Origin of the sequence: Acinetobacter venetianus RAG-1 = CIP 110063, assembly GCF_000368585.1 — a bacterium.
GTDB lineage: Bacteria > Pseudomonadota > Gammaproteobacteria > Pseudomonadales > Moraxellaceae > Acinetobacter > Acinetobacter venetianus.
In genome coordinates this window covers 166,269-191,797 of the sequence record NZ_KB849560.1, presented here as the reverse complement: position 1 = coordinate 191,797, position 25,529 = coordinate 166,269, and the positions used below count along the sequence as shown (strand labels likewise).

At 39.5% G+C, this 25,529-nt stretch carries 24 protein-coding genes; 12 read left to right on the top strand and 12 right to left on the bottom strand.

Annotation, left to right across the window (positions count from 1 at the left end):
* Positions 1 to 6: 6 nt before the first annotated feature.
* Positions 7 to 705, top strand: a complete 699-nt coding sequence (locus F959_RS16270) for a DsbC family protein (protein WP_004882231.1) — start codon at positions 7 to 9, stop codon at positions 703 to 705.
* Positions 706 to 756: 51 nt separating this feature from the next.
* Here the strand turns inward: F959_RS16270 and F959_RS16265 are convergent, their stop codons facing one another.
* The 4 genes from F959_RS16265 to F959_RS16250 form a co-directional block, all read right to left on the bottom strand.
* Positions 757 to 1,008, bottom strand: a complete 252-nt coding sequence (locus F959_RS16265) for a GlsB/YeaQ/YmgE family stress response membrane protein (RefSeq protein ID WP_004882229.1) — start codon at positions 1,006 to 1,008, stop codon at positions 757 to 759.
* Positions 1,009 to 1,246: 238 nt separating this feature from the next.
* On the bottom strand, positions 1,247 to 1,774 hold the full coding sequence (gene hpt / locus F959_RS16260; protein WP_004882227.1) for a hypoxanthine phosphoribosyltransferase: 528 nt from the start codon (positions 1,772 to 1,774) through the stop codon (positions 1,247 to 1,249).
* 225 nt (positions 1,775 to 1,999) lie between these two features.
* Entirely contained in the window at positions 2,000 to 3,316 is a 1,317-nt protein-coding gene (guaD, locus tag F959_RS16255; protein ID WP_004882222.1) for a guanine deaminase, read from the bottom strand.
* 209 nt (positions 3,317 to 3,525) lie between these two features.
* A complete protein-coding gene (locus tag F959_RS16250; RefSeq protein ID WP_004882219.1) occupies positions 3,526 to 4,479 on the bottom strand; it encodes a TerC family protein in 954 nt (317 codons plus the stop codon).
* A gap of 391 nt (positions 4,480 to 4,870) precedes the next feature.
* On the opposite strand from F959_RS16250, the gene F959_RS16245 reads away from it, so the two are divergent.
* Positions 4,871 to 6,067, top strand: a complete 1,197-nt coding sequence (locus F959_RS16245) for a low temperature requirement protein A (protein ID WP_004882216.1) — start codon at positions 4,871 to 4,873, stop codon at positions 6,065 to 6,067.
* 38 nt (positions 6,068 to 6,105) lie between these two features.
* Here F959_RS16245 and F959_RS16240 read toward each other — a convergent pair whose 3' ends face one another.
* Complete coding sequence (locus tag F959_RS16240) at positions 6,106 to 7,041, bottom strand: LysR family transcriptional regulator (protein ID WP_004882215.1); 936 nt, start codon at positions 7,039 to 7,041, stop codon at positions 6,106 to 6,108.
* A gap of 105 nt (positions 7,042 to 7,146) precedes the next feature.
* Between F959_RS16240 and F959_RS16235 the strand changes: the two genes are divergently transcribed.
* Genes F959_RS16235 through F959_RS16220 form a run of 4 tightly spaced genes read left to right on the top strand, consistent with a single transcriptional unit; the run spans position 7,147 to position 10,971 of the window.
* The gene (locus F959_RS16235) at positions 7,147 to 8,379 is read left to right on the top strand and encodes an acyl-CoA dehydrogenase family protein (protein ID WP_004882212.1); all 1,233 of its coding nucleotides are present in this window, start codon (positions 7,147 to 7,149) and stop codon (positions 8,377 to 8,379) included.
* Positions 8,380 to 8,391: 12 nt separating this feature from the next.
* Positions 8,392 to 9,513 carry a phosphotransferase family protein gene (locus F959_RS16230; RefSeq protein WP_004882211.1) on the top strand — a complete coding sequence of 374 codons (1,122 nt, stop codon included), beginning with the start codon at positions 8,392 to 8,394 and terminating at the stop codon, positions 9,511 to 9,513.
* Positions 9,510 to 10,208 (top strand): histidine phosphatase family protein, encoded by a 699-nt coding sequence (locus tag F959_RS16225; RefSeq protein WP_004882210.1) that lies wholly within the window; start codon positions 9,510 to 9,512, stop codon positions 10,206 to 10,208. The genes F959_RS16230 and F959_RS16225 overlap by 4 nt, the downstream gene beginning before the upstream one ends.
* A gap of 19 nt (positions 10,209 to 10,227) precedes the next feature.
* Entirely contained in the window at positions 10,228 to 10,971 is a 744-nt protein-coding gene (locus tag F959_RS16220) for an SDR family oxidoreductase (protein WP_004882209.1), read from the top strand.
* Positions 10,972 to 11,204: 233 nt separating this feature from the next.
* On the opposite strand, the gene mpl is transcribed toward F959_RS16220, so the two are convergent.
* Together mpl and F959_RS16210 are read right to left on the bottom strand one after the other, a co-directional pair.
* Entirely contained in the window at positions 11,205 to 12,566 is a 1,362-nt protein-coding gene (gene mpl, locus F959_RS16215) for a UDP-N-acetylmuramate:L-alanyl-gamma-D-glutamyl-meso-diaminopimelate ligase (RefSeq protein WP_004882207.1), read from the bottom strand.
* A 153-nt stretch (positions 12,567 to 12,719) separates the two neighbouring features.
* The gene (locus F959_RS16210) at positions 12,720 to 13,247 is read right to left on the bottom strand and encodes a hypothetical protein (protein WP_004882205.1); all 528 of its coding nucleotides are present in this window, start codon (positions 13,245 to 13,247) and stop codon (positions 12,720 to 12,722) included.
* Between the two features lie 72 nt (positions 13,248 to 13,319).
* Between F959_RS16210 and F959_RS16205 the strand changes: the two genes are divergently transcribed.
* The 5 genes from F959_RS16205 (at position 13,320) to F959_RS16185 (ending at position 18,443) form a co-directional block, all read left to right on the top strand.
* Entirely contained in the window at positions 13,320 to 13,676 is a 357-nt protein-coding gene (locus F959_RS16205; RefSeq protein WP_264653411.1) for a DMT family protein, read from the top strand.
* Between the two features lie 136 nt (positions 13,677 to 13,812).
* On the top strand, positions 13,813 to 14,325 hold the full coding sequence (gene purE, locus F959_RS16200) for a 5-(carboxyamino)imidazole ribonucleotide mutase (RefSeq protein ID WP_004882201.1): 513 nt from the start codon (positions 13,813 to 13,815) through the stop codon (positions 14,323 to 14,325).
* A gap of 11 nt (positions 14,326 to 14,336) precedes the next feature.
* Positions 14,337 to 15,458, top strand: a complete 1,122-nt coding sequence (locus tag F959_RS16195; RefSeq protein ID WP_004882200.1) for a 5-(carboxyamino)imidazole ribonucleotide synthase — start codon at positions 14,337 to 14,339, stop codon at positions 15,456 to 15,458.
* A gap of 311 nt (positions 15,459 to 15,769) precedes the next feature.
* Positions 15,770 to 16,741, top strand: coding sequence for an acyl-CoA desaturase (locus tag F959_RS16190; RefSeq protein ID WP_004882198.1), 972 nt, complete (start codon positions 15,770 to 15,772; stop codon positions 16,739 to 16,741).
* A 406-nt stretch (positions 16,742 to 17,147) separates the two neighbouring features.
* Positions 17,148 to 18,443: a lytic murein transglycosylase gene (locus tag F959_RS16185; RefSeq protein ID WP_004882196.1), complete on the top strand. Its 1,296-nt coding sequence runs from the start codon at positions 17,148 to 17,150 to the stop codon at positions 18,441 to 18,443.
* A 45-nt stretch (positions 18,444 to 18,488) separates the two neighbouring features.
* Here the strand turns inward: F959_RS16185 and F959_RS16180 are convergent, their stop codons facing one another.
* From F959_RS16180 to F959_RS16165, 4 genes are all read right to left on the bottom strand, one after another.
* The gene (locus F959_RS16180; RefSeq protein WP_165593500.1) at positions 18,489 to 18,872 is read right to left on the bottom strand and encodes a hypothetical protein; all 384 of its coding nucleotides are present in this window, start codon (positions 18,870 to 18,872) and stop codon (positions 18,489 to 18,491) included.
* A gap of 120 nt (positions 18,873 to 18,992) precedes the next feature.
* On the bottom strand, positions 18,993 to 19,898 hold the full coding sequence (locus F959_RS16175; RefSeq protein WP_029424913.1) for a matrixin family metalloprotease: 906 nt from the start codon (positions 19,896 to 19,898) through the stop codon (positions 18,993 to 18,995).
* A gap of 352 nt (positions 19,899 to 20,250) precedes the next feature.
* The gene (locus F959_RS16170; RefSeq protein ID WP_004882192.1) at positions 20,251 to 21,162 is read right to left on the bottom strand and encodes a matrixin family metalloprotease; all 912 of its coding nucleotides are present in this window, start codon (positions 21,160 to 21,162) and stop codon (positions 20,251 to 20,253) included.
* A gap of 341 nt (positions 21,163 to 21,503) precedes the next feature.
* Positions 21,504 to 22,415, bottom strand: a complete 912-nt coding sequence (locus F959_RS16165; RefSeq protein WP_004882191.1) for a matrixin family metalloprotease — start codon at positions 22,413 to 22,415, stop codon at positions 21,504 to 21,506.
* Positions 22,416 to 22,587: 172 nt separating this feature from the next.
* Between F959_RS16165 and F959_RS16160 the strand changes: the two genes are divergently transcribed.
* Complete coding sequence (locus F959_RS16160) at positions 22,588 to 23,472, top strand: MBL fold metallo-hydrolase (RefSeq protein WP_004882190.1); 885 nt, start codon at positions 22,588 to 22,590, stop codon at positions 23,470 to 23,472.
* 46 nt (positions 23,473 to 23,518) lie between these two features.
* On the opposite strand, the gene dnaK is transcribed toward F959_RS16160, so the two are convergent.
* Complete coding sequence (dnaK, locus tag F959_RS16155) at positions 23,519 to 25,465, bottom strand: molecular chaperone DnaK (RefSeq protein WP_004882189.1); 1,947 nt, start codon at positions 25,463 to 25,465, stop codon at positions 23,519 to 23,521.
* Between the last annotated feature and the right edge of the window lie 64 nt (positions 25,466 to 25,529).

Genomic DNA, 25,529 nt, shown 5'->3' with positions numbered 1-25,529 from the left:
TGCGTCATGTTAAAGAAAATTGGGATTTTTTCACTGTTAGGCTGCGTCTCTGCTTTCAGCTTTGCAAATGTGGAAACATTAAAAAGCAATTTGAGTAAACAATATCCCAATATTCAAGTTACCAATATTCAGCCTACTGAAATGTCTGGTTTATATAGTGCCAATCTCGATAATCAGATCATTTATTTAGATGAAAATGCCGAGCATATGTTCATCGGATCAATGGTTCGTCTTAAAGATCAAAAGAATCTCACTAAAGATTTAGTATTAAAGCAGAATTCAATTGATTGGAAACAACTTCCTCTCAAAGATGCGATCAAAACAGTGAAAGGCAATGGCAAAAGACAATTGGCAATTTTCTCTGACCCTAATTGTCCGTATTGTAAAAAACTAGAGGCAGAGCTGGATAAGCTAAATGATGTCACCATTTACACTTTCATTTATCCATTAAAAACACAGTCAATTGCCGTGTCTAAACAAGTTTGGTGTGAAGCAAATCCTGCATATGCATGGAAAAATCTATTGCAGAAAAATGTTCAGCCCAAAGCCAAAACTTGTGCGAATCCAATAGATCGTAACTTAGAATTAGGTCGTAAATTGGGGGTACAGGGCACACCAACCTTAATTTTTGGCAATGGCTTAAAAATGGTCGGTGGTCGTAGTGCCGAAGAAATCCAAATGATTTGGAAAGAATTAGAATTATAAAAACTCTCCCAATTCATTGATTAACGATGAATTGGGAGTTTTAACCTGAGATTAACTTTTCTTGGTCACAAGGTTGTAGATAAATAGAATAATAACGGCACCGATGACTGAGGCGATAAAACCTGCCGCCGAATTCTCTCCATATAAACCAAGTAATCGACCACCGTAGGTGGCAAGTAATGAACCAGCTATCCCTAATAAGGTTGTTACGATGAAGCCTGCTTTATCATCTCCAGGGTGCAAAGCACGTGCAATTAAGCCCGCAAAAAAACCAACTACAATTGCCACAATTAGAGACCACATTGTCTTTTCTCCTTGTTTTCACAATGGTATTTATTGTTATCCTGCTTGATAGAGCTTACTTTTGTCTGTAGTGGATTGCCCACTTATGTCGTATTTTTGTGCAACTTGAGTCAAGTTAAATAAATTTTCCAACAAAAAAAGGTGCTTTGCAGCACCTTGATTACAACTGACATCTTAGCAAAATATAAACCCCAAAAATTTATTTAAAGATTCAATTTGCGAGAGATGTCAAAAGCCCTTAAAGACCGATCTCACCTATAAATGGCAGATGACGATATTTTTGATCAAAGTCGAGGCCATAACCAACGATAAAGCGGTCTTCAACTTCAAAACCAAGAAATTTTACATCTAAATCAATTTCACGGCGTGAAGGCTTGCTGACCAATGTACATAATTCAATTGAATTTGGATTACGGGTTTTCAGCATTTCAACGACTTTGCTTAATGTATTTCCAGAGTCGATAATGTCTTCGACAACCAGAACATCTTTACCATGAATTTCGCCATCAAGGTCTTTTAAAATTTTGACATCACGTGTTGAAGTCGTTCCGCCACCATAACTCGAAACCGTCATAAAATCGAGTTCATGTGGCTTTTCTATGGCACGGCACAAATCTGCCATGAAAATAACTGAACCACGCAATAAGCCAATCAATACCAGTTCTTTATCACTTTGAGCATAGTGTGCGTTGATTTTATCGCCGAGTTCTTTCACTTTGGCTTGGATCTCTTCACTGGAAATCATTACGCGCATTGCAACAGTCATCGATAGAGTCCTAAAATTTAAAAACAGGAAAAATAAAAAAGGTGTTGACCAGCAACACCTCGAAATCTTGAGTTAATGTGAGAATTCTAAAACAAAATCACACTTCATGCACCTTTTGATGGTGCAGAAAATGTATCATTTTTCGGCTGACGGCTGTCACGTTTCAAAAGAACAGCACAGCCTAAAACCAACAACACCCACCCAAGTCTTTGTTTGGATGTTTGTTTAGTTGGCACTATATGCTTTTTGTCCATAAATATAAGTTGCCTCAATATTACGGTCATCACCCATGGTAAATAGTGCAAATAAGCTATCATCAATCGACTTTGAGCGTGACTGACGCAGTTGTTGCAAATCTGTTGCTTTGAGGTTGAGCACTACAAAATCAGCTTCTTTACCAACATTAAAGTTCCCTAACTTATCATCTAAGTCTAAGGCTTTCGCGCCTCCTAAAGTGGCATGATACAAGGATTCAAAAGCAGAGAGTTTGTCCCCTTGCAGTTGCTGGACTTTATAAGCCTCATTTACCGTTTGTAGGAGACTGAAAGACGTCCCTGCCCCAATATCTGTACCCAAACCAACTTTAACTTTTTGCTCCCAAGTCTTTTTCAATGGAAATAAACCGCTGCCTAGGAATAAGTTTGAGGTCGGACAGAATGCGATTGCTGAGTCCGTATCATGCATGCACTTCCATTCAGCATCTTCCAAATGAACGCAATGTGCGAAGACCGAACGTTGTCCAGTTAAGCCATAATGGTGATAGACATCGAGATAGCCTTTTTGTTCTGGGAATAAATCTTTCACCCAAGCGATTTCATCTTTATTTTCACTTAAATGGGTGTGTACATAAACATCTGGGAATTGTGCTTTGAGCTGCCCTGCTTTTTCGAGTTGTTCAGGGGTTGAGGTAGGTGCAAAACGAGGTGTAATTGCATACAAGGCACGACCTTGACCATGCCACTTCTCAATCAGTGCTTTAGAGTCGTCGTAAGCGCTTGCTGCGGTGTCACACAGTGCTTCAGGTGCATGACGATCCATCATCACTTTACCTGCGATTAAACGCATTTGGTACTGTTGTGCAGCTTCAAACAGGGCATCGACTGATTCTGGATGAACCGTACAGAATACCAGTGCGGTTGTTGTTCCATTTTTGAGTAATTCATTCACAAAGAATTTAGCGATTTCTTGCGCATAAGCTTTGTCTTGAAATTGGATTTCTGTTGGAAAGGTATATGTATTTAACCAACTGAGCAGCTGTTCGCCGTATGCGCCGACCATTTCAGTTTGCGGAAAATGGATATGCGTATCAATCATGCCAGGAATGATAAGTTGTTCTGGATAATGCTGAATTTCAACGTTTGTAGGTAGTTCAGACTGAGCATCTTCCCAAGCGCCAAACCAACGAATCTTACCTTGTTCAGTGATCATGACGCCATCTTCGAGATAGCGAACTTGATCGGTAATTTCTGCGGCTTGAGAAACAGTGTTTTGAATATCTAAGAAGCGACCACGAATCACCGTGATAGGAGTAGCCAAAGTCATAACAACCTACAATTTTACTTTTTTCGGTTGATTGTACCTGATTTTGCCAAAGTTACTGGATTATTCGCCTATTTTAAGTGCTTAAAACGTGTATAAATGTGAGTCATTATTTGAATCAATTCATTTTGATTGAATATTGGAATAGATGATTTATCAACACATAAGCAAAAAAGGGCCTTCCATAAAGACCCTTTTTAAATGCTTTATAATTATTGCGCTTGACGTTTGTTATGACGTATAGAGAGATAAGCCGTAATACTGAGCACGAGGACAATAAAACCGAGTGAAATCCAAATCGGCATGTGGAACACATCGAGCAATAACATTTTCGCACCGATGAACAATAAGATAATCCCCAAGCCATACGGTAAATAATGCATCTTGGTTGCTGCACCTGCGAGTAAGAAGAACATTGCACGTAGACCCAAGATTGCCATTAAGTTTGCGGTTAAAACAATAAACGGGTCACTGGTAACAGCAAAAATCGCAGGGATGGAGTCAACAGCAAAAATTACATCTGAAGCTTCAACAAGGATTAACACCAAGAATAAAGGCGTTGCCCAAAGCACACCATTTTGGCGAATGAAGAATTTATTGCCTTCTAGTTTTGGCGTAATACGCATATGTTTGCGTAGCCATTTCAGCAATTTAATATCTTCGATATTGGTTTCTTCATCTTGTCCTTTGAGGAACTTAAAGCCTGTATAGACCAAGAACGCGCCGAAGATATACAGTACCCAAGAAAATTCTTGAACAAACCAAGCGCCGATAAAGATAAAGATAGTTCTTAGAACGATTGCCCCAAGTACGCCGTAAAGTAAAATTTTACGTTGTAGCGCGGGTGGAATCGCAAATGCAGCGAAAATCATCAGCCACACGAAGACGTTATCAATCGCAAGTGATTTTTCGAGTAGATAACCTGCGAAGTATTCCATGGTTTTTTGGTTCGCTATGGTCGCACCCAACGTTTGCTGAAGGTAGAACCACAAACCACCGCCAAAGAGCATGGCAACAGTGACCCAAGCAATACTCCAATACGCCGCCTGCTTAATTGGAACATCTTGGTTTTGCTTTTGTTTAAAGCCTAAAAAGTCGATCAATAGCATGACGATGACAATGCCAAAGAACGCAACATACAGCCATAAATTGCCGATAGTTTCCATCACAACTCCCTATCTGGCAAATGGACATAAAAAAACCTTGACCAGTTGCCAGATGAATTAATACATCTGTTTCAACATGATCAAGGTCTTGCCTACATCACAAATGATTGTGATGCTCAGAGTCCGACTTTTTGCAAAGTGTAATGACGAAGCTCTGACACCTAAGTATTTGAGCTCTTAGGCTTGGAGGAGGCTACTCCCCTTGTCAACAAATTTTGTATGGATGGTGACATCCAAATATGTGCGTAGAATTACACAAATAATCTATTTAAGCAAATGTTCAACGCATAAATTTTAAACATGATTTTTGTATGATCGAAGCAATAGGTAAAACAGCCCAGATCGATTAAGTTATACGTGAAGAGCTTTATTTTGTTTTGAGAAATAAGAAATGAGTGCTGAAAAAATACTAAATAAACCCCTGAAATTGTTTGCCCCTCGTGACCCTGAAGAAGCACATCGTGCTGCTACCCCGTTAGAGCTTTTATTTGACCTTATTTTTGTTGTTGCCATTGCGACTGCTGGGCAGCAACTACATCATGCCATGGTTGAGGGGCATTTATGGCATGCTCTGCCGACCTATTGTATGGTGTTTTTTGCTCTGTGGTGGGCATGGATGAATTTCACGTGGTTTGCTTCGGCGTATGACAATGATGACACGCTTTATCGTTGTCTTACTTTTGTGCAAATCGCGGGGTCATTAGTGATGGCAGCTGGGATTCCAGCCGTTTTTCAACAACACAATTTCGATGTGATTATCATTGGTTATGTGATTATGCGATTGGCTTTAGTCACTCAATGGATACGTGTGGCAAAGCATGATCCCGAGCGCAAAGTGACTGCTTATCGTTATGCAATCGGTATCGTGTTGGTTCAGTTAGGCTGGCTGATTGGTAATTTTAGCTCTATTCACATGACTACGTGGTTATTTCTTATTCTGGTCTTTTTTGAATTAGCCGTTCCTTTTTATGCAGAAAAGCATGCAACCACGCCATGGCATCCACATCATATTGTCGAACGTTATGGGCTACTGACCATTATTGTATTAGGCGAATCCATCATTGGCAGTTTTGCCGCTACACAGGAAGCCTTTTCGAATCGTGTGATCAATTACCAAGAAGTATTTTTAATTATTGGCGGTTTATTGATGATGTTTGCGATGTGGTGGGTCTATTTTGATCGTAGTCATCATCACCATCAACGCCGTGGTGTGCAGCCGTTTTTATGGGGCTATGGCCACTTTTTTATCTTTATCAGTATTGCTGTATTAGGTGCTGCTTTAGCTGCCGCGGTTGATGTTTCAATACAACATGCACATATTTCAAGCCAAATGATGGGATTAATTATTGCGGCCAGTTTGGCGGTATACAGCACTTATATTTGGCTGTTTTATGAGGCGTTTTATTTATCAGGATGGAGGCGTTGGGTTTATCCAATTACTGTATTGATCCTGTTTTCGATTCCTTTTTTATTTGCTGATATTGGCTATATCGTTTTTGCAATGGCAGTTATATATATTCTTCGGCTGATGATTTCTAAAGTGTATTTGATGAATTGTGATGATGAGCTAAGCATTACAACGCATTAAAGTTCTTCTTCATTCGAACTAAAACCAAGTTTAGCGTTTTAATGCGCTAAATTGGTTGGCTCAAAAACTTTCAAAATTTCGTTTCGAAGAAACTGATGACGAGGATTGTGCCGAACTGTGTCATGCCAATACATGCCCATCTTAATTTTAGGTAATTCGATGGGTAGCGGATGAATATTTAAATTTTCTGCATAATGCAGATGTTTAAGGATACTTTGTGGAATGGTTAGAATTGCATCGGGGTATTGGGCAAGCACTTGTAGCGCCGTGGAATAATGCTGACAGCGCAAGAAAATTTGCCGCGACAGTTGCTGACGATTGAGATAAATATCTTCAAGCAATAAGCCTGTGCGCCTTGATGATACACCGATATGTGGTGCGGAGAGATAGTGTGATAAATCCATCTGCATTTGCTGTGTACACACCACAAAATGATCATCAATTAAGTTTTCAAACTGTAAATTGGCTTGATACGGTTGCACCAGATCAATCACAAAATCAATTTGTTGAGCTGATAAATCAGCCAGCATATTTTTACGATCTAACTTAGAACTCAGAAACTGAATATCAAGATTGAGTTGAGCAAAATGATGAACCAATTGCGGAAAAATAATTGGTTCAATTTCATCATGTATGGCAATTTTAATGCTTTGCAGCATGCTTGGTACAAAGTCTTGCTGTGGAATTGCAATATTCTGAATCGTGAGCAGTGCATTTTGAATTGGTTGATAAATTTGCTCAGCATACGGCGTTGGCAGCATTTTTTGTCCGCTGCGAACAAACAGTTCATCTTGTAGTTGTGTACGTAATCGCTGTAATGCATGGCTAACCGCAGATTGGCTGATACAGAGTAATTGCGCCGCTTTGGAAATGCTTTTTTGTTCAAAAATCGCGATGAAAAGTGGGTATAAATTAATATCAATACGATGAAAATTTCCCACTTCTAATGGGGTTGTATTATGAATCTGATTCATAGTTTTGAATAAAATAAAATCATTTCATTCATAATAAATATTCGCTTATGGTGATGTAAAGCAGCGAAGTGTTTTTCGCCAAATTTTTCATTTAGGGAGATGATAATGTTTGCATTATCTGAACGTGCACAGGATTTTATTGCTCGCGCACAGGCATTTATCCAACAAGAAATAGAACCAATAGAAAAAGCATTTTGGGATGAAACACATCGTTTAAATGTCGATAGTGATTGGACCAAATGGCAATGGCCAGCTCAACTTGAACAACTCAAAGCGAAAGCCAAAGCAGCTGGCTTATGGAATATGTTTTTGCCTGATGCAGAACTCGGCGTAGGTTTATCTGTGCAGGAATACGCACATATTGCCGAACTCACAGGACGTAGTTTACTTGCGCCGACCGTTTTTAACTGTAATGCACCCGATAGCGGCAATATGGAAGTGTTATGGCGCTATGGTAGCGAACAGCAGAAACAACAATGGTTGCACCCTCTATTGAATGCTGAAATTCGTTCAGTGTTCTGTATGACTGAACCTGCGGTTGCATCGAGCGATGCGACCAATATGCAAGCAACGGCTGTGATTGAGGGTAATGAAATCGTCCTGAATGGGCGTAAATGGTGGTCGTCAGGTTTAGGTGATCCGAATGCGAAAGTGATCATTTTCATGGCCTATACGCCAGATCCAAGCAAAGATCGTCATCATCAGCACTCAATGGTACTGGTGCCTATTGATACTCAAGGTGTCAGCATTGAACGAATGCTTACTGTATTTGGTGATTATGATGCACCACATGGACATGGGCAGGTCAATTTTGACAATGTGCGTGTGCCTGTCAGTAACTTTATCGGTGGTGCAGGACAAGGCTTTGAGATTGCCCAAGGGCGTTTAGGACCTGGACGGATTCATCACTGTATGCGTTGTATAGGCGCAGCAGAAAAAGCGCTAGAGTTGATGATTGATCGAGGCATGTCACGTAAAGCATTTGGGAAAGAAATTCTTAAACTCGGGGGTAACTTGGAACGTGTAGCGGATGCTCGTGTGCAAATCGACCAAGCTCGGTTATTGACCCTGTATGCAGCTTATAAAATGGATACTCTAGGCAATATGGCAGCGTTAACTGAGATTTCAGCGATCAAAGTGGTTGCGCCAACTGTGTTGCAAAATGTCGTTGATATGGCGATTCAAATTCACGGTGGTGAGGGTGTGTCACGAGACACTCCACTGACTGCATTTTTTAATCAAGCGCGCAGTTTACGTTTAGCCGATGGACCTGATGAAGTGCATAAAGGCATGATTGCTAAATTAGAGTTAAAAAAACGTGGTTATGGTCGCGGATAAGGATATAAGCAAATGACAGTAATTGATGTGGGTGCGCAAGTTCGTCACGGTGAAGAACTGGATATTTCGGCGGTTGAAAGGTGGTTGAAAAATCAGGGTATCATCTTGCAAGGTCAAGCACAGGTAACCCAATATTCAGGAGGCGCATCGAATTGGACCTATCGTCTTGAATATGACAATATCGATTTGATTTTACGCCGCCCACCGAAAGGTACAAAGGCAAAATCAGCACATGACATGGCTCGTGAATACCATGTGCAAAAGTATCTTGCACCTTTCTACCCTGTCCTGCCTGAAATGCTTGCATTGTGCCAAGATGAACATGTCATTGGTTGTGATTTCTATGTGATGAAGCGAATTGAAGGCATTATCCCGCGTGCCAATTTGCCTAAAGAATTACAACTGGATGAACCGCAAGTGCAGCAGCTTTGTCTCAATGTTTTGGATAAATTGATTGAGTTGCATCAAGTGCCTTATCAAGGTACAGAACTGGAAAAACTTGGCAAAGGTGAAGGTTATTGCCGCCGTCAGGTTGAAGGCTGGGATACACGTTATCAAAAAGCATTAACGCCGAATGTGCCTGATTTTGCTTTTGTACGCCAATGGCTACAGGAGCACATCCCTGCCGACTCTAAAACTTGTGTGATTCATAATGATTGGCGCTTTGATAATGTCATTTTAGATCCGCAACATCCAACAAAAGTGATTGGTGTACTGGATTGGGAAATGGCAACGTTGGGTGATCCCTTAATGGATTTGGGCAGTGCCCTCGCCTATTGGATTCAAGACGATGATGACGCACTGATGAAATCCAGCCGTCGTCAGCCGACTAACTTAAAAGGAATGCTGACGCGTCAGCAAGTGGTCGATTACTATCTGGAAAAAACAGGCTTACAGTCGACGAACTGGGCATTTTATGAAGTGTTTGGTTTATTCCGTTTAGCCGTGATTGCTCAGCAAATTTATTATCGTTATTACCATCAACAAACCGATAATCCAGCTTTTAAAGATTTTTGGATTATGATTCAGGCTTTACATATTCGAGCATTAAAACTCATCGCAGAAAATAATGTAGAAGCACAGCAATTAATCCCTGAATATGCAGCAAAATTACAGGATATTTTAAAACGATGAGCACGATTTATTTAGTGCGACATGGGCAAGCCTCGTTTGGAGCTGCGAGCTATGATCTACTATCTGCTAAAGGTGAGCAGCAAGCACAGGTGGTAGGTGATTTCTTTCAATCAACACTAAAACATACTCCTCTCGTGATTGCAGGATCAATGCAGCGTCATCAGCAAACCGCGCAGTTGGCTCTGGCTCAGAGTTTTCAAGACATTGTGGTGCAAACAGAGTCTGCTTGGAATGAGTTTGATCATCAGCATGTGTTTGCTCAGTACGAGCCGCGTTTTAATCAACCTGAATTATTGAAGCAAGATGTCGCTCAAGTTACCAATCCACGTGCCTATCTGGCTAAAATTTTTGATGGCGCGATTGACCGCTGGATTGGAGAGCAATATGACCATGAATATCATGAAACATGGTTAGCCTTTCAGGCACGTGTAGAAACGGCTTTGCAAAACCTTTGTGCCAACATTGATGTAACAGGATACAAGCAAGCCGTAGTATTTAGCTCAGGTGGAGTCATTTCTGTGGCTGTGGGCAAAGTCTTGGGGTTGAATGCGAAACAGATTTTTGCATTGAATTGGTCGATTGCTAACGCCAGCGTCACAACACTGCGTTGGGTAGATGGTCGGTTGCAATTACTCAGCTTTAATGAGCATCATTATTTAAAAGCACGTGATGCTGAACTTTTAACATGGATTTAAATAAAAATAGGTGGCAGGCATGGCAAAGACAATTTTAATTACAGGTGCAAGTTCAGGTTTAGGTGCAGGTATGGCAAGAGAGTTTGCTGCCAAAGGCTACAATCTGGCGTTGTGTGCACGACGTTTGGAACGTTTAGAAGCATTACAACAAGAGCTGCAAAGTCAGTTTTCTATTCAGGTCAAAATTAAGACGCTTGATGTGACTCATTACGATGATGTCTTTACGGTTTTCAAAGCTTTCCAGCAAGAATTTGGCAGTATTGATCGCATTATTGTCAATGCTGGTATAGGTGACGGTCGCCGTATTGGTAAAGGTCATTTTGACGTAAATCGTGCTACAGCGGAAACCAACTTTATTTCGGCGTTGGCGCAGTGTGAAGCAGCGATTGAAATCTTTAGGGCACAAAATAAAGGGCACTTGGTAGTCATTTCTTCGATGAGTGCGATGCGTGGCTTGCCAAAGCATTTATCGACTTATGCTGCGAGTAAAGCAGCTGTCGCGCATTTGGCAGAGGGCATTCGTGCCGAGTTGTTGCATACACCAATCAAAGTCTCGACGATTTTCCCTGGTTATATTCGTACTGAGCTAAATGAAGGTGCGAAGAAGTTACCGTTTGAGGTGGATGAGAAAACAGGGTCTAAGGCGTTGGTGAAAGCGATTGAGAAAGAACCTGTGAAGGCCTATGTACCGCAGTGGCCGTGGCTGCCAATGGGCATTGCAATGAAGATTTTGCCTTTGAAACTTGTGAATAAATTGAGTTGATTGCCATTAAAATGGATTAGATATATCTCTAATTGGCAAGATTTCACAGCCTCATAATATAAGCTGAATCATTAACATATTTGGATATAGGCATTTCCTTACTTTTCAAAGATGAAAAGTAACAAAAATCTTTTGTTGGACTGATGGTATATCCCTATACCACAGTCCAACGGGCGGCATCCATGCCGCCTGTCACGATAGTGAATACCGTTCTAAAATTATGAAAAGCTCGATTAAGATAAAGCCGTAATCAACTTTTGGTGCAATCCACCAAAACCACCATTCGACATAATCACTACAGCATCACCCTCACCTGCTTCATTGACTACACGAGCAATAATGTCATCCAGTGAGCGACTGACTTCGGCTTTGTTTGATGAAGCAGAGATGATAGGTTGTAAATCCCAATCCAAGCCCTCTGGTTGATACCAAATCACTTCATCGGCTAAACGCGCCGAATGTGCCAAACCATCTTTATGGCTGCCCATACGCATGGTGTTTGAACGAGGCTCGATAATCGCCCACAGCTTACGTTCACCTAAGCGTTTACGTGCACCGTCTAAAGTCGTTTCAATGGCAGTTGGGTGATGAGCAAAATCATCATAGACTTCGATACCACGAACCGTTCCCAAAAGCTCCATGCGACGCTTCACACCACCAAAGTTAGATAAGGCTTCGCAAGCTTGCTCAAGGCTAACACCGACATGCTGAGCCGCTGCTATAGTGGCTAATGCATTAGCAACGCTATGCTGTCCTGTCATATTCCATTGTACTTCGCCAACCACGTTGCCCTGTTCTAATACTTTAAAGTGGCTACCATCGGCACTGATCAGTTCAGCAGATAAAGCCGCTTGATCATTTGGCTCAAGGCTAGTACGAACTACAGGCGTCCAACAGCCCTGCTGCAGTACTTCATCAATATTAGTTTCAGTGATTGGCGCAATAATACGGCCTTCACTTGGAATAGTACGCACGAGGTGATGGAATTGTTTTTGAATTGCAGCAAGATCATCAAAAATGTCAGCGTGGTCAAATTCAAGGTTATTTAAAATCGCAGTTTTAGGATGATAGTGAACGAATTTAGAGCGTTTATCAAAGAACGCAGAATCATATTCATCTGCTTCTACACAGAAGTATTTGCCACCACCTAAACGTGCGCTTTCGCTAAAACCAAGCGGTACGCCACCAATCAAAAATCCAGGATTTAAACCTGCTTGATCGAGTACCCAAGCTAACATCGTGGTCGTTGTGGTTTTACCATGAGTACCAGCAACACCGAGTACATGTTTGCCTTGTAAAACATGGTCAGCCAAGAACTGCGGGCCTGAAATATAAGGTAGACCTTCATTAAGCATGTATTCAACGGCATCAATACCACGTTTCATGGCATTACCGACAATCACGAGATCAGGATGGGGTTGTAAATGGCTACGATCGTAGCCCTGCATTAGTTCAATACCTGCATTTTCGAGTTGGGTAGACATTGGCGGATAAACATTGGCATCTGAACCTGTGACTTTATGTCCTAAATCTCGTGCTAATAGAGCCAGAGACCCCATAAATGTGCCACAAATACCCAAAATATGCAGATGCATAACTCGCCTACTCCACTGCTTTTGATACAGCACAACTTGGTGTCTGTATTTGTCATTATCAATAAAAATCAATCGCAACGATAGCAAGGCTTGCAGTGAAAAGATAGTCAAAATTCGTTGTTGTTTTTTCACTTAAAGTTTAAGCGAGAAGTGTTAAAATTTCATCGTTGTAGTCGCAAAAAAATATAAGCTATCCTCTTCACCATTTTTTAGAAATTTAACAACTTTATTTAGTGGAAAGATGAAACGTTCACCATCTGTTAGTATTGCTGCAAGTTCAATTGAGTGATCTAAATTATTAAAAAGTTCAGGATTTAACTCCTTCGCTGTCTCATAATCAATCCAATACCAATTTCTATTTTTATCATTTTTTCTGATCGTTTCTCCTACATATGCACCTGTACGTAGAATAGTTTTAAATCTTTGGTCATCAGAGATTTGATCTAAATTATTTTTCTTTAAATCTGACAAATATTTATCGATAAATTTTAAACTTTCTAAAGAATAATCTAGTTTTTGAGGATCTAAGGATTCAAAATGATATACAGGGTCATTTTTTTCACTATAGAACATTTTTGCTAAATCAGATAGAGCTTCATTTTGGTTATCTAAATCTAATTCTATCGCGTGGTTTTTGCTCATCGAAAACAGTAGAATAGTTAATAGAAATAACTTTTTCATAATTCTTGTGCTTCTCAAATCTTATTCAAAAATGGATTTTACTATAAAATTATTACAAAATTTTTAGAGTAAATACAATTGAGTCCGACTCTTATAGCTCTATGCTTTCTTATCATTTCCAATTGTTTTATGACTTTAGCATGGTACGGGCATTTAAAATTTTTGCATCATGCACCTCTTTGGCAAGCCATTTTATTTGGATGGAGTATTGCCCTACTTGAATATAGTTTTATGATTCCAGCAACCAAACTGCTCAATGCAAATGGCTGGAGTTTGGGTGAGATGAAAATCACCCAAGAAGTGGTAACGCTGATCGTCTTCGTCCCCTTTATGATTTTTCTATTCAAACAACCATTCAAGCTAGATTACGTCTGGGCGATGTTCTGTCTATTGGGCTGTGTCTACTTTGTTTTCCGCAATCAAAGCTAATTTGATTCAACATCATTCGCAGCGTTCTTTTGTTGGGGATGATTGAAAAAAACGCTATAATATTTGCCAATTTCTTCCTTCGTGCTTGGCGCAAGTCGAGATACTTCTCTATTTTTATCATGTTTTGGAAAAGCCAATGAATGCGGTCGCAACAGATAGCCAACCTTTAGTCGGGATTATCATGGGTTCTCAATCGGATTGGGCAACACTCGAACATACTGCAAATATGCTCAAACAATTGGGTGTACCTTTCGAAGCTGAAGTGGTTTCTGCGCACCGTACACCAGATCGTTTGTTTGAATATGCTGAAACAGCACGTGATCGTGGTATTCAAGTGATTATTGCGGGTGCTGGCGGTGCAGCGCATTTACCGGGTATGTGTGCAGCTAAAACTGATTTACCTGTACTTGGTGTTCCTGTTAAATCTTCAATTTTAAATGGCGTTGATTCATTGCTTTCAATCGTACAGATGCCTGCTGGTATTGCAGTAGGAACATTAGCGATTGGTCAAGCAGGTGCGACCAATGCTGCGATTATGGCAGCGCAAATCTTAGGTTTAACGCGTCCTGAAATTGCTAAAAATGTTGCTGACTTCCGTACTGCTCAAACCGAAAAAGTGTCAGGCAATAACATTCCTGGTCAAGTTTAACGGAGCTGATCATGAATAAAACCATTGGCATTTTTGGTGGCGGTCAACTTGGACGCATGATGGCGCAAGCAGCATTGCCTCTTAATATTCAATGCAGCTTTTTTGAAGCGGAAACTGAATGCCCAGCTGCGATTCTAGGTCCAGTTTTTTCAAGCAAAACTGAGCAAGGTTTACAGGATTTTATTGCCAGTGCGGATGTTTTCAGCCTTGAGTTTGAAAATACCCCTGTGGCTGATGTAGATGTTTTGACACAAACCAAGACGCTGCACCCTCCTCGCCTTGCTTTGGCAACTGCTCAGAATCGTTTGGCTGAGAAATCTTTATTTGATGAATTGAATATTCCTGTTGCGCCGTATCGTGCTGTGGATAGCTTAGATAGCTTAAAACAAGCGGTGGCTGATCTAGGTTTACCAATCGTGCTGAAAACGGTGACAGGTGGCTACGATGGCAAGGGTCAATTTGTGCTTCGTTCAGAAGATCAGATTGATACAGCGTGGGCTGAACTTGGTCCAGCGAAAAGCTTGATCGCTGAAAGTTTTGTAAAATTCAGTCGTGAAGTTTCGATTATTGCGGTTCGTGGTCAAGATGGTGATGTCAAAACTTGGGCACTCGCTGAAAACCACCACCATAATGGGATCTTGTCACACTCGATTGTACCTGCGCCAAATAGCACAGATCTGCAACCTGTTGCGCAAGATTATATTACCCGTTTGTTGAACCACTTAAATTATGTCGGTGTTCTTACACTCGAGTTATTTGTGACTGAGCAAGGTTTATATGCCAATGAAATGGCATGTCGTGTACACAACTCAGGTCATTGGTCGATCGAAGGTGCAATTTGTTCGCAATTTGAAAATCATATCCGCGCTGTGGCGGGTTTACCTTTAGGTTCAACCGATGTAGTTCGCCCAACAGTGATGATCAATATTATTGGTCAACATCCAAAATCTGAAGATGTATTGGCGCTACAAGGTGCACATTTACATCTCTATAATAAGTCAGAGCGTACTGGGCGCAAGTTAGGCCATATTACCTTGATGCCAAATAATTCTGATGATTTAACAGGTCTATGCCGTCAATTAGCACAGATTTTACCTGTACCTTTAGCATTGACGGCTGATATGAGTCTCTAAACTTATCCACAATGCCGTAAAAAAAGCGATCTTCGGATCGTTTTTTTATTGCAGATTGATTTTTAAATTTAAAAATCTGAGAAATAAGGGTTGTGGATAACTTGATTGTGGATTTTGAATTTAAAATAAAAGGTCTGATTTGAATTTAAAACCGACCTGAGTTGTTATTCTGTGTGTGGTTGATGTTGAGTTGTCTTATTTGGAATTGTATAAAAGAAAACAGTGATTTACTTACTTTGGGATAATCGCTATAACAAATAGATAAAAAAGATTCTAAATAAAAAAGTTGGCTAAGCCTGTGGGAGGGTTTGATGTCTGAAAAAATTGAAATTGCTCGAATAAAAATGCAGAGCCCTTTAACCAGTGCGATGGATGGTGAGGTACGGTGGTCACCTTTAAAATCGTTATGGGTATTTAGTCATTTGGTGATTGCATTGATTGGTGGTGCGTTAACTTTTTCTTTGGATGCACTATTGGTATTTATATTAACGACTGCTTTTACTTTGTGTTTTGGGCATTCTTTGGGAATGCATCGTAAATTGATTCATGACAGCTATAAGTGCCCAAAATGGCTAGAATATTTTTTAGTTCATCTAGGTGTATTGGTTGGCTTGGCTGGACCATTTGGGATGGTGCATACCCATGACTTAAGAGACTGGGCACAAAGACAAAAGCAATGCCATTCTTATTTACGCCATGGTGAACGTATTATCAAGGATGGTTGGTGGCAATTACATTGTGACCTTAAGTTAAAGCATCCACCTGTGTTTAGGCCTGAATCTCATTTGAAAGATAATTGGATTTATCAATTTATGGAAAGAACGTGGATGATGCAACAGCTTCCATTGGCAATTCTTTTATTTATTTGTGGTGGTTTTGCATGGGTCATTTGGGGGATTTCTGCGCGTATTGTTGTTTCTGTGACGGGGCATTGGTTGATTGGTTATTTTGCTCATAATCATGGAGAAATGGACAATGAGGTGGTGGGTGCTGCGGTTCAAGGACATAATGTGAAATGGGCTTCTTATATTACCATGGGTGAATCATGGCATAACAACCATCATGCTTATCCTGAATCAGCAATTTTGGGGATCTATGAGAATCAACCTGATCCTGGCTGGTGGGCTTTAAATGCTTTAAACAATTTGGGCTTGGTTTGGGATATTGTATTGCCTGAAAATTTACCGCATCGCCATAATTTAAAAGCACTGACTTATAGAGCAGTACAGGGTAAAGGGAGTAAGGCTCCTTTTAAATGTCCTGTATTGAGTTTGATTGATTAGCTATAGCTAGCGTTGAATAAAAGCTTAGTGGGGTTAACTTCATTAAGCTTTTTTTATGTGTGATTATTTTGAATTTAAAACTAGCCTGACTGTGGCTGTGTATTTTTAAATTTAAAAAGTATGGAGAATTGAGCTTGTGGATAACTTTTATTTACAATTTTGAATTTAAAGTATGATCCTGAATTTGAATTCAAATGAGTTGGGCTACGAGTTTGCGTTTTTAAATTCAAAAATAGAGGGTGTTTTATTTTGAATTTAAAAATTAGATCGAATTATGAATTTAAAAGTTGTGTTTTAAATTCAAAAGACAAGAAATGAATTCAAATTTACGTTTCCAAACTATACATCTGGGAGTGGCATGTTATGGTGAGGGAGAAATTTAAATTTAAAAATTCTGGTTTTAGACATGAAACAACATTTTTCTTTTTTTATAGGCACTGCCTTATTTGCTTTTTTCAACCAAGCTCATGCAGAGCTTGTTATTAATGGTGCAACGGTGTCAGCGCCGACAACAACAGCACTATCTAACAGTACTTATTCACCAAACTCAAATTTCCAAGCATGTATTGCCAATTTGCGTTCCCAAGCCATTTCATCTGGCGTATCGGGTGCGACTTATGATCGTTACACGCAAAATTTAACGCCTGATTATTCCGTCATTGATAAATTAAATTATCAGCCTGAGTTTTCTACGGCGATCTGGGACTATTTATCGGGTCTGGTTGATAACGAGCGTGTTCAAGCTGGACAGCAAAAACTTGCACAACATCGCGATGTGCTTCGACGGATAGAGCAGACCTATGGTGTACCTGCTGAAACGGTTGTGGCCGTTTGGGGTGTGGAAAGTAACTATGGTGATATTTCTGGTAAATATCCTTTATTACAAGCACTAGGTACTTTGAGTTGTGAAGGCCGCCGTCAAAGTTATTTCCGTGGTGAATTTTTTGCGACGATGCGTATTTTACAACGCGGTGATTTAACACAAGATCAATTATATGGTTCGTGGGCGGGTGCATTTGGGCACACCCAATTTATGCCATCAACTTATGAGCGTTTAGCGGTTGATTTTGATGGTGACGGTCGCCGTGATCTGGTTTCAAGTACCACAGATGCATTGGCATCGACAGCGAATTTTTTAAAAAGAGCAGGGTGGCAAACGGGAATGCCATGGGGCTTCGAGGTTAAAATTCCACAAGGGATGTCGATTTCAGGTGAAAGTCGTCGTAATAAAAAATCATTAAATCATTGGATTGCACAAGGTGTAACGCGTGCAGATGGCACCGCTTTAATTCAAGGAAATTTATCTGGCAGTACACCAGCGGGATTGATTGCGCCAGCAGGAGCAAGTGGGCCAGTCTTTTTGGTATTTAAAAATTTTGACGCGATTTACAGCTATAATGCAGCAGAAAGTTATGGTTTAGCGATTGCACATTTATCAGATCGTTTGAAAGGTGGGACACCATTTTTAACGGCTTGGCCAACCGATGATGCAGGGACTTCTCGTGCGGAACGTCGTGAAATTCAACAGTTTTTAATTAAACGTGGCTACGATATTGGTGCTGTAGATGGATTGATTGGTGATAAAAGTCGTCAAGCGATTCGCCAAGAACAAACTCGTTTAGGCTTAAATCCAACAGGCCGTGCAGGACAACAAATCTTGCAAGCTTTCCGCCAAGAACAGGCAAAAGAAATGATGCAATAAATCTAAGAGATGATAAAAAGGTCTGCATAAGCAGACCTTTTTATTTTAAGGTGCAGCGTCGAGTTTAACTGCTTCTAAAATATCAAAAATGACGGCAGTCACATCTTGACTTAGATCGCGATCATTAAAGATTTCATAAGCTGAAATGGTGACATCAGTATCGCTTGGGAGTTGTTTTTGTTCTTCTTCAATTAAATGTTCAATCGGTAATAAAGTTTGTTTTACTTCTAAATGTAGAATTTCATCATAACCAACATTTTCATCCTCGAGCTCAACCTCTTGCTCATTAAAATAAGGAATTAAAATAGAATGGAGATATGGACTAATGTCTTGGATGTCCATGATTTCAACATCACGAGTTTGCTCAATCGTACTGATATGGTCGCTCACTTCGATGAGAATATGATAGTAACTCATGTTGTTCTCCATTAAGACTAAGATGATGTTTTATCAACACAATAGCATGAAAAAAACAAAATAAGCGACCCATTCTTGTTACCTAAGTTTAAAAACATCATCTCTATAATTTAGTTGATTTATCTACTAAATTTAGTCAGCTAAGCCTAACAGTTTTAAATCGGTATTGGTCAGCTGAAAGTCTTTAGCATCCTGTTCTTTAATTCTTGGATACATTAAAGATTTTGGGTCTTGAGTATGTTTCAGACCTAAAGCATGACCAAACTCGTGAGCTAAAGTGAGGCGTAGATCATCCAGTGATGAAAACTCATAAATAAAAATCTGCTTACCATCAAACTGTCCTTTATGGAGTACTTGTGGCTTAAATGTCTGGTTAAATTCATCGACTGACTGAACGAGTTGCTGACGTAATTGATTAGATTTTTCGGATTGTTTTTGAAGTTGTTGCACTTTTAGATTGTAATCATAGATACGTGCTTGTAAAAGCTGGCTTTGACTTTCAAGTGCGTGTTGTTGCTTTTGCAATTTTTTTGCCAATGTCTTTTTAGAGTGAGCAGCATTCAGTTGTTCTATAGCGGTTTGATAGGATTTCGCTTGTGCTTGGTATTCGGTTTTTTGTAATTCTAATTGTGTATCAGCATAGCGCAGTTGCTGTTTAAGTATCTGTAATTGTTGGTTCTGATCGAGCCAAATTTGTTGCTGTTTTTCTAATTGATGTAAATTCTCAGCGCGTTTTATACTGCGTATCTGACGTTGATCAAATACTAAATTTATGACAAATGTTGCTGAAGGATCATAAACAAAATAGTTTTGTCCTGTGTCTTTTGACCAGATTGCGGCAGCTTGTTGGCTTAGCTCGATTACTTGTTGTTTGTTGAGATTTAAGCGCGGGTCTAGCTCTGCGATTCGATAGCGTAAAGGATTCTCTGTACTGTAGCGAATCTGAGGAGATGCTGAACTAGAAGAAACTTTAGCTAAAGCTGAAGGAGAGAGCAGCATGAAAAAACATGTAGCCAACATAAAAATAAAGGGGTACATACAGGGAGATAAAATTGAAAAAGGACGTATTTTAATCAGATATGTTTAGTAGTCAAACTTATAAAAAAGAGAGTAATTCATCAATTTATACAATATTTCCATAAAATAAAGATAAATGGATTTATAGAAATATTGAACATAAATTCGAGTATTGATTATGAATTAGACGAAATTTACATGAAACACAGTCATTTATTTTGAATTATACACATCGAATTTTTTAGTATTTTATGTGAATTTGAAAATTTATTAATATTTTATTTTTCACGTAAAATAAATGTTTATTTGTTCAATAAATATACCGTTTGGTGAAAAATTTCGTTTAACGAACAGTCGTGCGATGACTTATTATTTAATTCATCGCACGTACCAGTTCTTGATCGGCTTTGGTGAGTTCAAACTTTTGTAAGTTCTGTTTTTGAATGACTGGATACATGATAGACGTTGGATCATCAGTGTGTTCTAAACCGAGCGCATGTCCGAGTTCATGAGCCAGTGTTAAGCGTAAATCTTCTTTAGACGTAAATTCATAAATATAGATTTGTTTACCGTTGAAATGGCCTTTATGAAATAAACGAGGTTGAAAGTTTTTGTTAAATTGATTTGCTGATAACACTAATTGTTTATTATTTTGATTTAGGCTTTGAATTGCTTGGTTTAACTGTTGAGTTTTTTGTTTATGTTGAGCTATTTCTTGCTTTAAAGAATTGGATTGAAGTTGTAGTTCTTGTTGGCGTTGTGCGAGCTGGTCAGCCATTTGCTTAGACGAAGAGCGAAGTTGATTAAAGCGTTGTACATCAGCGTTATATTGTTGAAACTGAGAGGTCAGTTGGGTTTGCTTACTTGCTATGAGCGCCGTCATTTTCTGGATCTCATCTTTCACTTGTTGTAGTTGTAGCCTTTGATTTTCCCATTGTTGTTGTTGTTGATTGAGCTGATCTAAGTTCTCTACACGATTTTTACTATGTTGTTGGCGTTCATCGTAAACAAAGTTAATCGTAAATTCAGCTTGTGGATCATAAACAAAGTTTTTTTGTCCTGTTTCTTGTTCCCAAATTTTCGCAGCTTGCTGTGTAAGCTCCAAAACTTGTTGGCTATCTAAATTAAAGCGTGGGTCAATGTCGGCAATTCGGTAATGCAATGGCATTTGCATAGATTCATGTGTATGTGAACCCGCTGTATGTGATGCATTTTGGGCATAGCTTAGATTGGGTAGACCCATGCATAAGCATGCAACTATAACGGCTAAACCTTGTTTGCGCATGAGCCAAACTCCCCCAAATAAGGTTTATTTTTGAGCAATATTATTTTGCCGTCAAAACGCTATCTACTTAATAAACAAGGTTTAAAAGTGTGACTTTTTTCCATAAAATAAAAAAATGAATGCTGTGAATAACACAACAAAATAAAACTGAGATGGAATATATTATGTCTTTTTATTCTAAATAAAATGATACAAATCATAATCTTGTAGTTTATTGATTGGCTGAAAGTGTAGAAAAACAGAAGGAAATCAATAAAAATCACTTTTGTTGTTTTTTTGTAAGCAAAATAAAGAGTGAGAAATACTTCACTTTTTAGTTAAAGCTTTCACTTTTATCCATGCTATCGGTTGATTAAAAGCTCACGATCAGCTTGGGTCAGGCGAAAATTTTCAGCATTTTGATCTTTCATTAATGGGTACATGAGCGCGGCTGGATCATTTGCATGTTGTAGCCCAAGAGCATGACCTAACTCGTGCGCGAGCGTTAAGCGTAGATCATCTTCGGATTCAAATTCATAGATTAGAATTTCTCTACCATTAAATAACCCTTTATGAAATAAATGTGGTTGAAAGCGTTGTTTATATTGGTGAACAGACTGATCAAGCTGTTGGTTTAATTGATTTAATTCATCAACTTGCTGATTCAAAGTGCTAATTTTCTGATTGTATTGGGTGATTTCTTGCTGTACTTGTTGAATATTGTCCTGTAAGGCTTGTTGTCTTCGTTGAAAATAGTCCCGATCAACTATGGATGCAGGGCGTTGTTGAGCGATCAGTTGCTCTTGATTATATTGCTGAATTTGTTGATTGAGTTGTTGCTGTTTTAAATCGAGAAACTGTTTATTATTCAGAATTTCCTGTTCAGTTTGATCAAGTCGTTGCTTCTTATCCAGCCATTGTTGTTGACCTGTTTCGAGCTGGCTCAAATGTTCTCGGCGTTGTTCACTTTCAATTTGACGCTCATCGTATATAAAATGGATAGCTAATTGTGCATTTGGATCATAGACGAAGTAATCTTGACCAGTTCCATCTTTCCAAATTTGTGTGGCTTGCACGCTCAGTTGTTTCACTTGTTCTGTTGTGAGTTTAAAACGAGGATCAACATCAACGATTCTATAACGCAAACGTGTATCAAAAGGATGAGTAATACGATCTAAAAGTGAATTGAACTTGAGTTGCGGATGTTGATGCGTCTGATAGCCTGACCATAACAGAAAAAATACCAGTCCAAGAATAGTAAAAAAACGAATCATTTTATTTTGTTTTTCTCGACATAGAATAAAGATTATTCTAAAGGTGAAGATATGTTCAAATATAAGCAATCTAAATCAATATAGCAAAATAGGACGATACTGAAAAATACAGATGCATTTTGGATATTAAAAAGCAATAACGAAGGATATAAAAGAAATTCAAGGAATAGAGATGCTGAAATATTTACTGAAAGCGCCTGATACTGAATGGACAGCAGATTCTCCTGCTGAGGAAAACATTAAAAATTTAAAAATCAAATATTTGGGAACTGCTGGATTTATCCTTTCAGATCAGTATCGTACTTTGGTTTTAGATCCATTTATCTGTCGTCCGAATTTAAGACAGACCTTTACGCAGCCTTTATTGAGTGATCCTTCTTTAGTCCGCAAATATATCCCCCATGCCGATGATGTGCTAATTGGTCATGCACATTATGATCATATTCTTGATGCACCTGAGGTTTGTAAACAAACAGGAGCACGCTTAATTGGTTCTCAGGCCACCATGATGTATGCACGCTCAGCAGGGTTATCTGAACAGCAAATGCTTCAAACAAAAGGGAGAGAAATTATTAATTGTGGCAAATGGCAAGTTGTTGGCTTGCCATCAATCCATGGTAAGGCCTTGTTTGGTCGTGTTCCATTACCGGGAGATATGACCATACCTCCGCCTTATCCACCTAAGTTTCACCATTTGAAGCATGGACAGGTATTTAATTGGTGGATTGATACAGGACATTTAAGCATTGTACATATTGATTCGGCGGATTTTATTGAGCAGGAATTACAAACGAAGCAAGCTGATATTGTGTGTTTATGCGCGATTGGACGGAAATATCGCCCTAATTATGTCAAAGACGTTGTGAGGCTATTGAAGCCGAAATATATCATTCCATGTCATTGGGATACGATGGTCACGCCGATTGATGCACCACCTCAGTTATTGCCCGGGGTGAATATTCCTGAGTTTATTGAAGAAATTAAAGCCTGTGGTGTAATCCCTTTGTTTATGCCGATTTTGGGTGAGCTGTATTTTGATCAAAGTGATCAATCTTAAAGCATAAAAAACCGCGCTTTCGCGCGGTCTTTTTTAAAGAGACAAATTATTTTTTGTCATCTTTTACTTCTGTGAACTCAGCATCTACAACGCCATCGTCCGCTTTTTGTTGTTGACCCGCATCACCACCTTGGAATGCATTTGGATCAAAACCTTCAGCGCCACCACCTGCTTGTTGAGCTTGCTCATAAGCACGTTGTGTAATAGGCATCAAGATGTTTTGTAACGCTTCAGTTTTCGCTTTGATTGCATCAACATCATTTTCTTTTGTTGCTGCTTCAAGTTCAGAAACCGCCGTTTCAACCGCCGTTTTTTCTTCAGCAGTTACTTGTTCACCAAGATCTTTAACCGCTTTTTGTGAGCTTGAAATTAATGCATCAGCTTCGTTACGTGCTTTAGCAAGTTCTTCAAACTTACGATCTTCTTCAGCATTTGCTTCAGCATCTTTGATCATTGCTTCGATTTCAGCATCAGACAAACCTGAGTTTGCTTTGATCTGGATTGATTGCTCTTTACCAGTGCTCTTATCTTTTGCAGATACTTTTAAGATACCGTCAGCGTTAATGTCGAATGATACTTCAATTTGCGGTACGCCACGTGGAGCAGGTGGGATATCGCCTAATTGGAAGTTACCCAACAATTTGTTTTGTTGAGCCATTTTACGTTCACCTTGGTAAACCGAAATGTCTACGGCAGGCTGGTTATCAGCAGCAGTAGAGAACACTTGAGATTTCTTCGCAGGAATCGTGGTGTTTTTCTCAATGATCGGAGTTAATACGCCGCCCATTGTTTCGATACCTAAAGTTAAAGGTGTTACGTCTAATAAAAGAACGTCATTTTTGTCACCAGACAATACCGCACCTTGAATCGCAGCACCAATCGCTACAGCTTCGTCAGGGTTCACGTCTTTACGTGGCTCTTTACCGAAGAATTCTTGAACTTTCTGTTGAACCATTGGCATACGAGACTGACCGCCGACCAAGATTACGTCAGAGATTTCAGAAGTCGAAAGACCAGCATCTTTAAGCGCGATACGGCAAGGCTCAATCGTACGAGCAACTAAGTCAGCAACTAAACCTTCAAGTTTTGCACGAGTTACGTTGATCACTAAGTGTTTAGGACCAGTCGCATCAGCAGTGATGTATGGAAGGTTGATTTCAGTTGCGTTAGAAGAAGAAAGCTCAATTTTTGCTTTTTCAGCAGCTTCTTTCAAACGTTGCAACGCAAGTGGATCATTCTTCAAGTTTACGCTTTGCTCTTTTTTGAACTCTTCAACCAAGAATTCGATCAATGCGTTGTCAAAGTCTTCACCACCAAGGAATGTATCACCGTTAGTCGACAATACTTCGATTTGTTGGTCGCCATCTAAGTCTGCGATTTCAATGATCGATACGTCAAAAGTACCACCACCTAAGTCGTAAACAGCAACTTTACGATCGCCTTCTTTTTTGTCCATACCGAACGCAAGTGCCGCAGCAGTTGGTTCGTTGATGATACGTTTAACATCAAGACCTGCAATTTTACCTGCATCTTTAGTTGCTTGACGTTGTGCATCGTTGAAGTAAGCAGGAACAGTGATGACTGCTTCAGTTACTGTTTCACCTAAATAGTCTTCTGCAGTTTTTTTCATCTTTTTCAAGATTTCAGCAGAGATTTGTTGAGGTGCAAGTTTCTTATCGTTTACTTCAACCCAAGCATCACCATTGTCAGCTTTGATGATTTTGTATGGTACAAGACCGATGTCTTTTTGTACTGCTTGATCTTCGTAACGACGACCGATTAAACGCTTGATTGCGAATAATGTATTTTTCGGGTTTGTTACAGCCTGACGCTTAGCGCTTTGACCAACTAAGATTTCGCCATCTTTATATGCAATAATCGATGGAGTTGTACGTGCGCCTTCTGCGTTTTCAATTACTTTTACTTTGTCGCCTTCAAGTACAGCAACACATGAGTTGGTAGTACCTAAGTCAATACCAATAATTTTCGCCATTTGATGTGTTCCTCTAAAATTTTGTGAATCCCCCTCATATGCTTTTCGGTAAAGGGGATTTGCT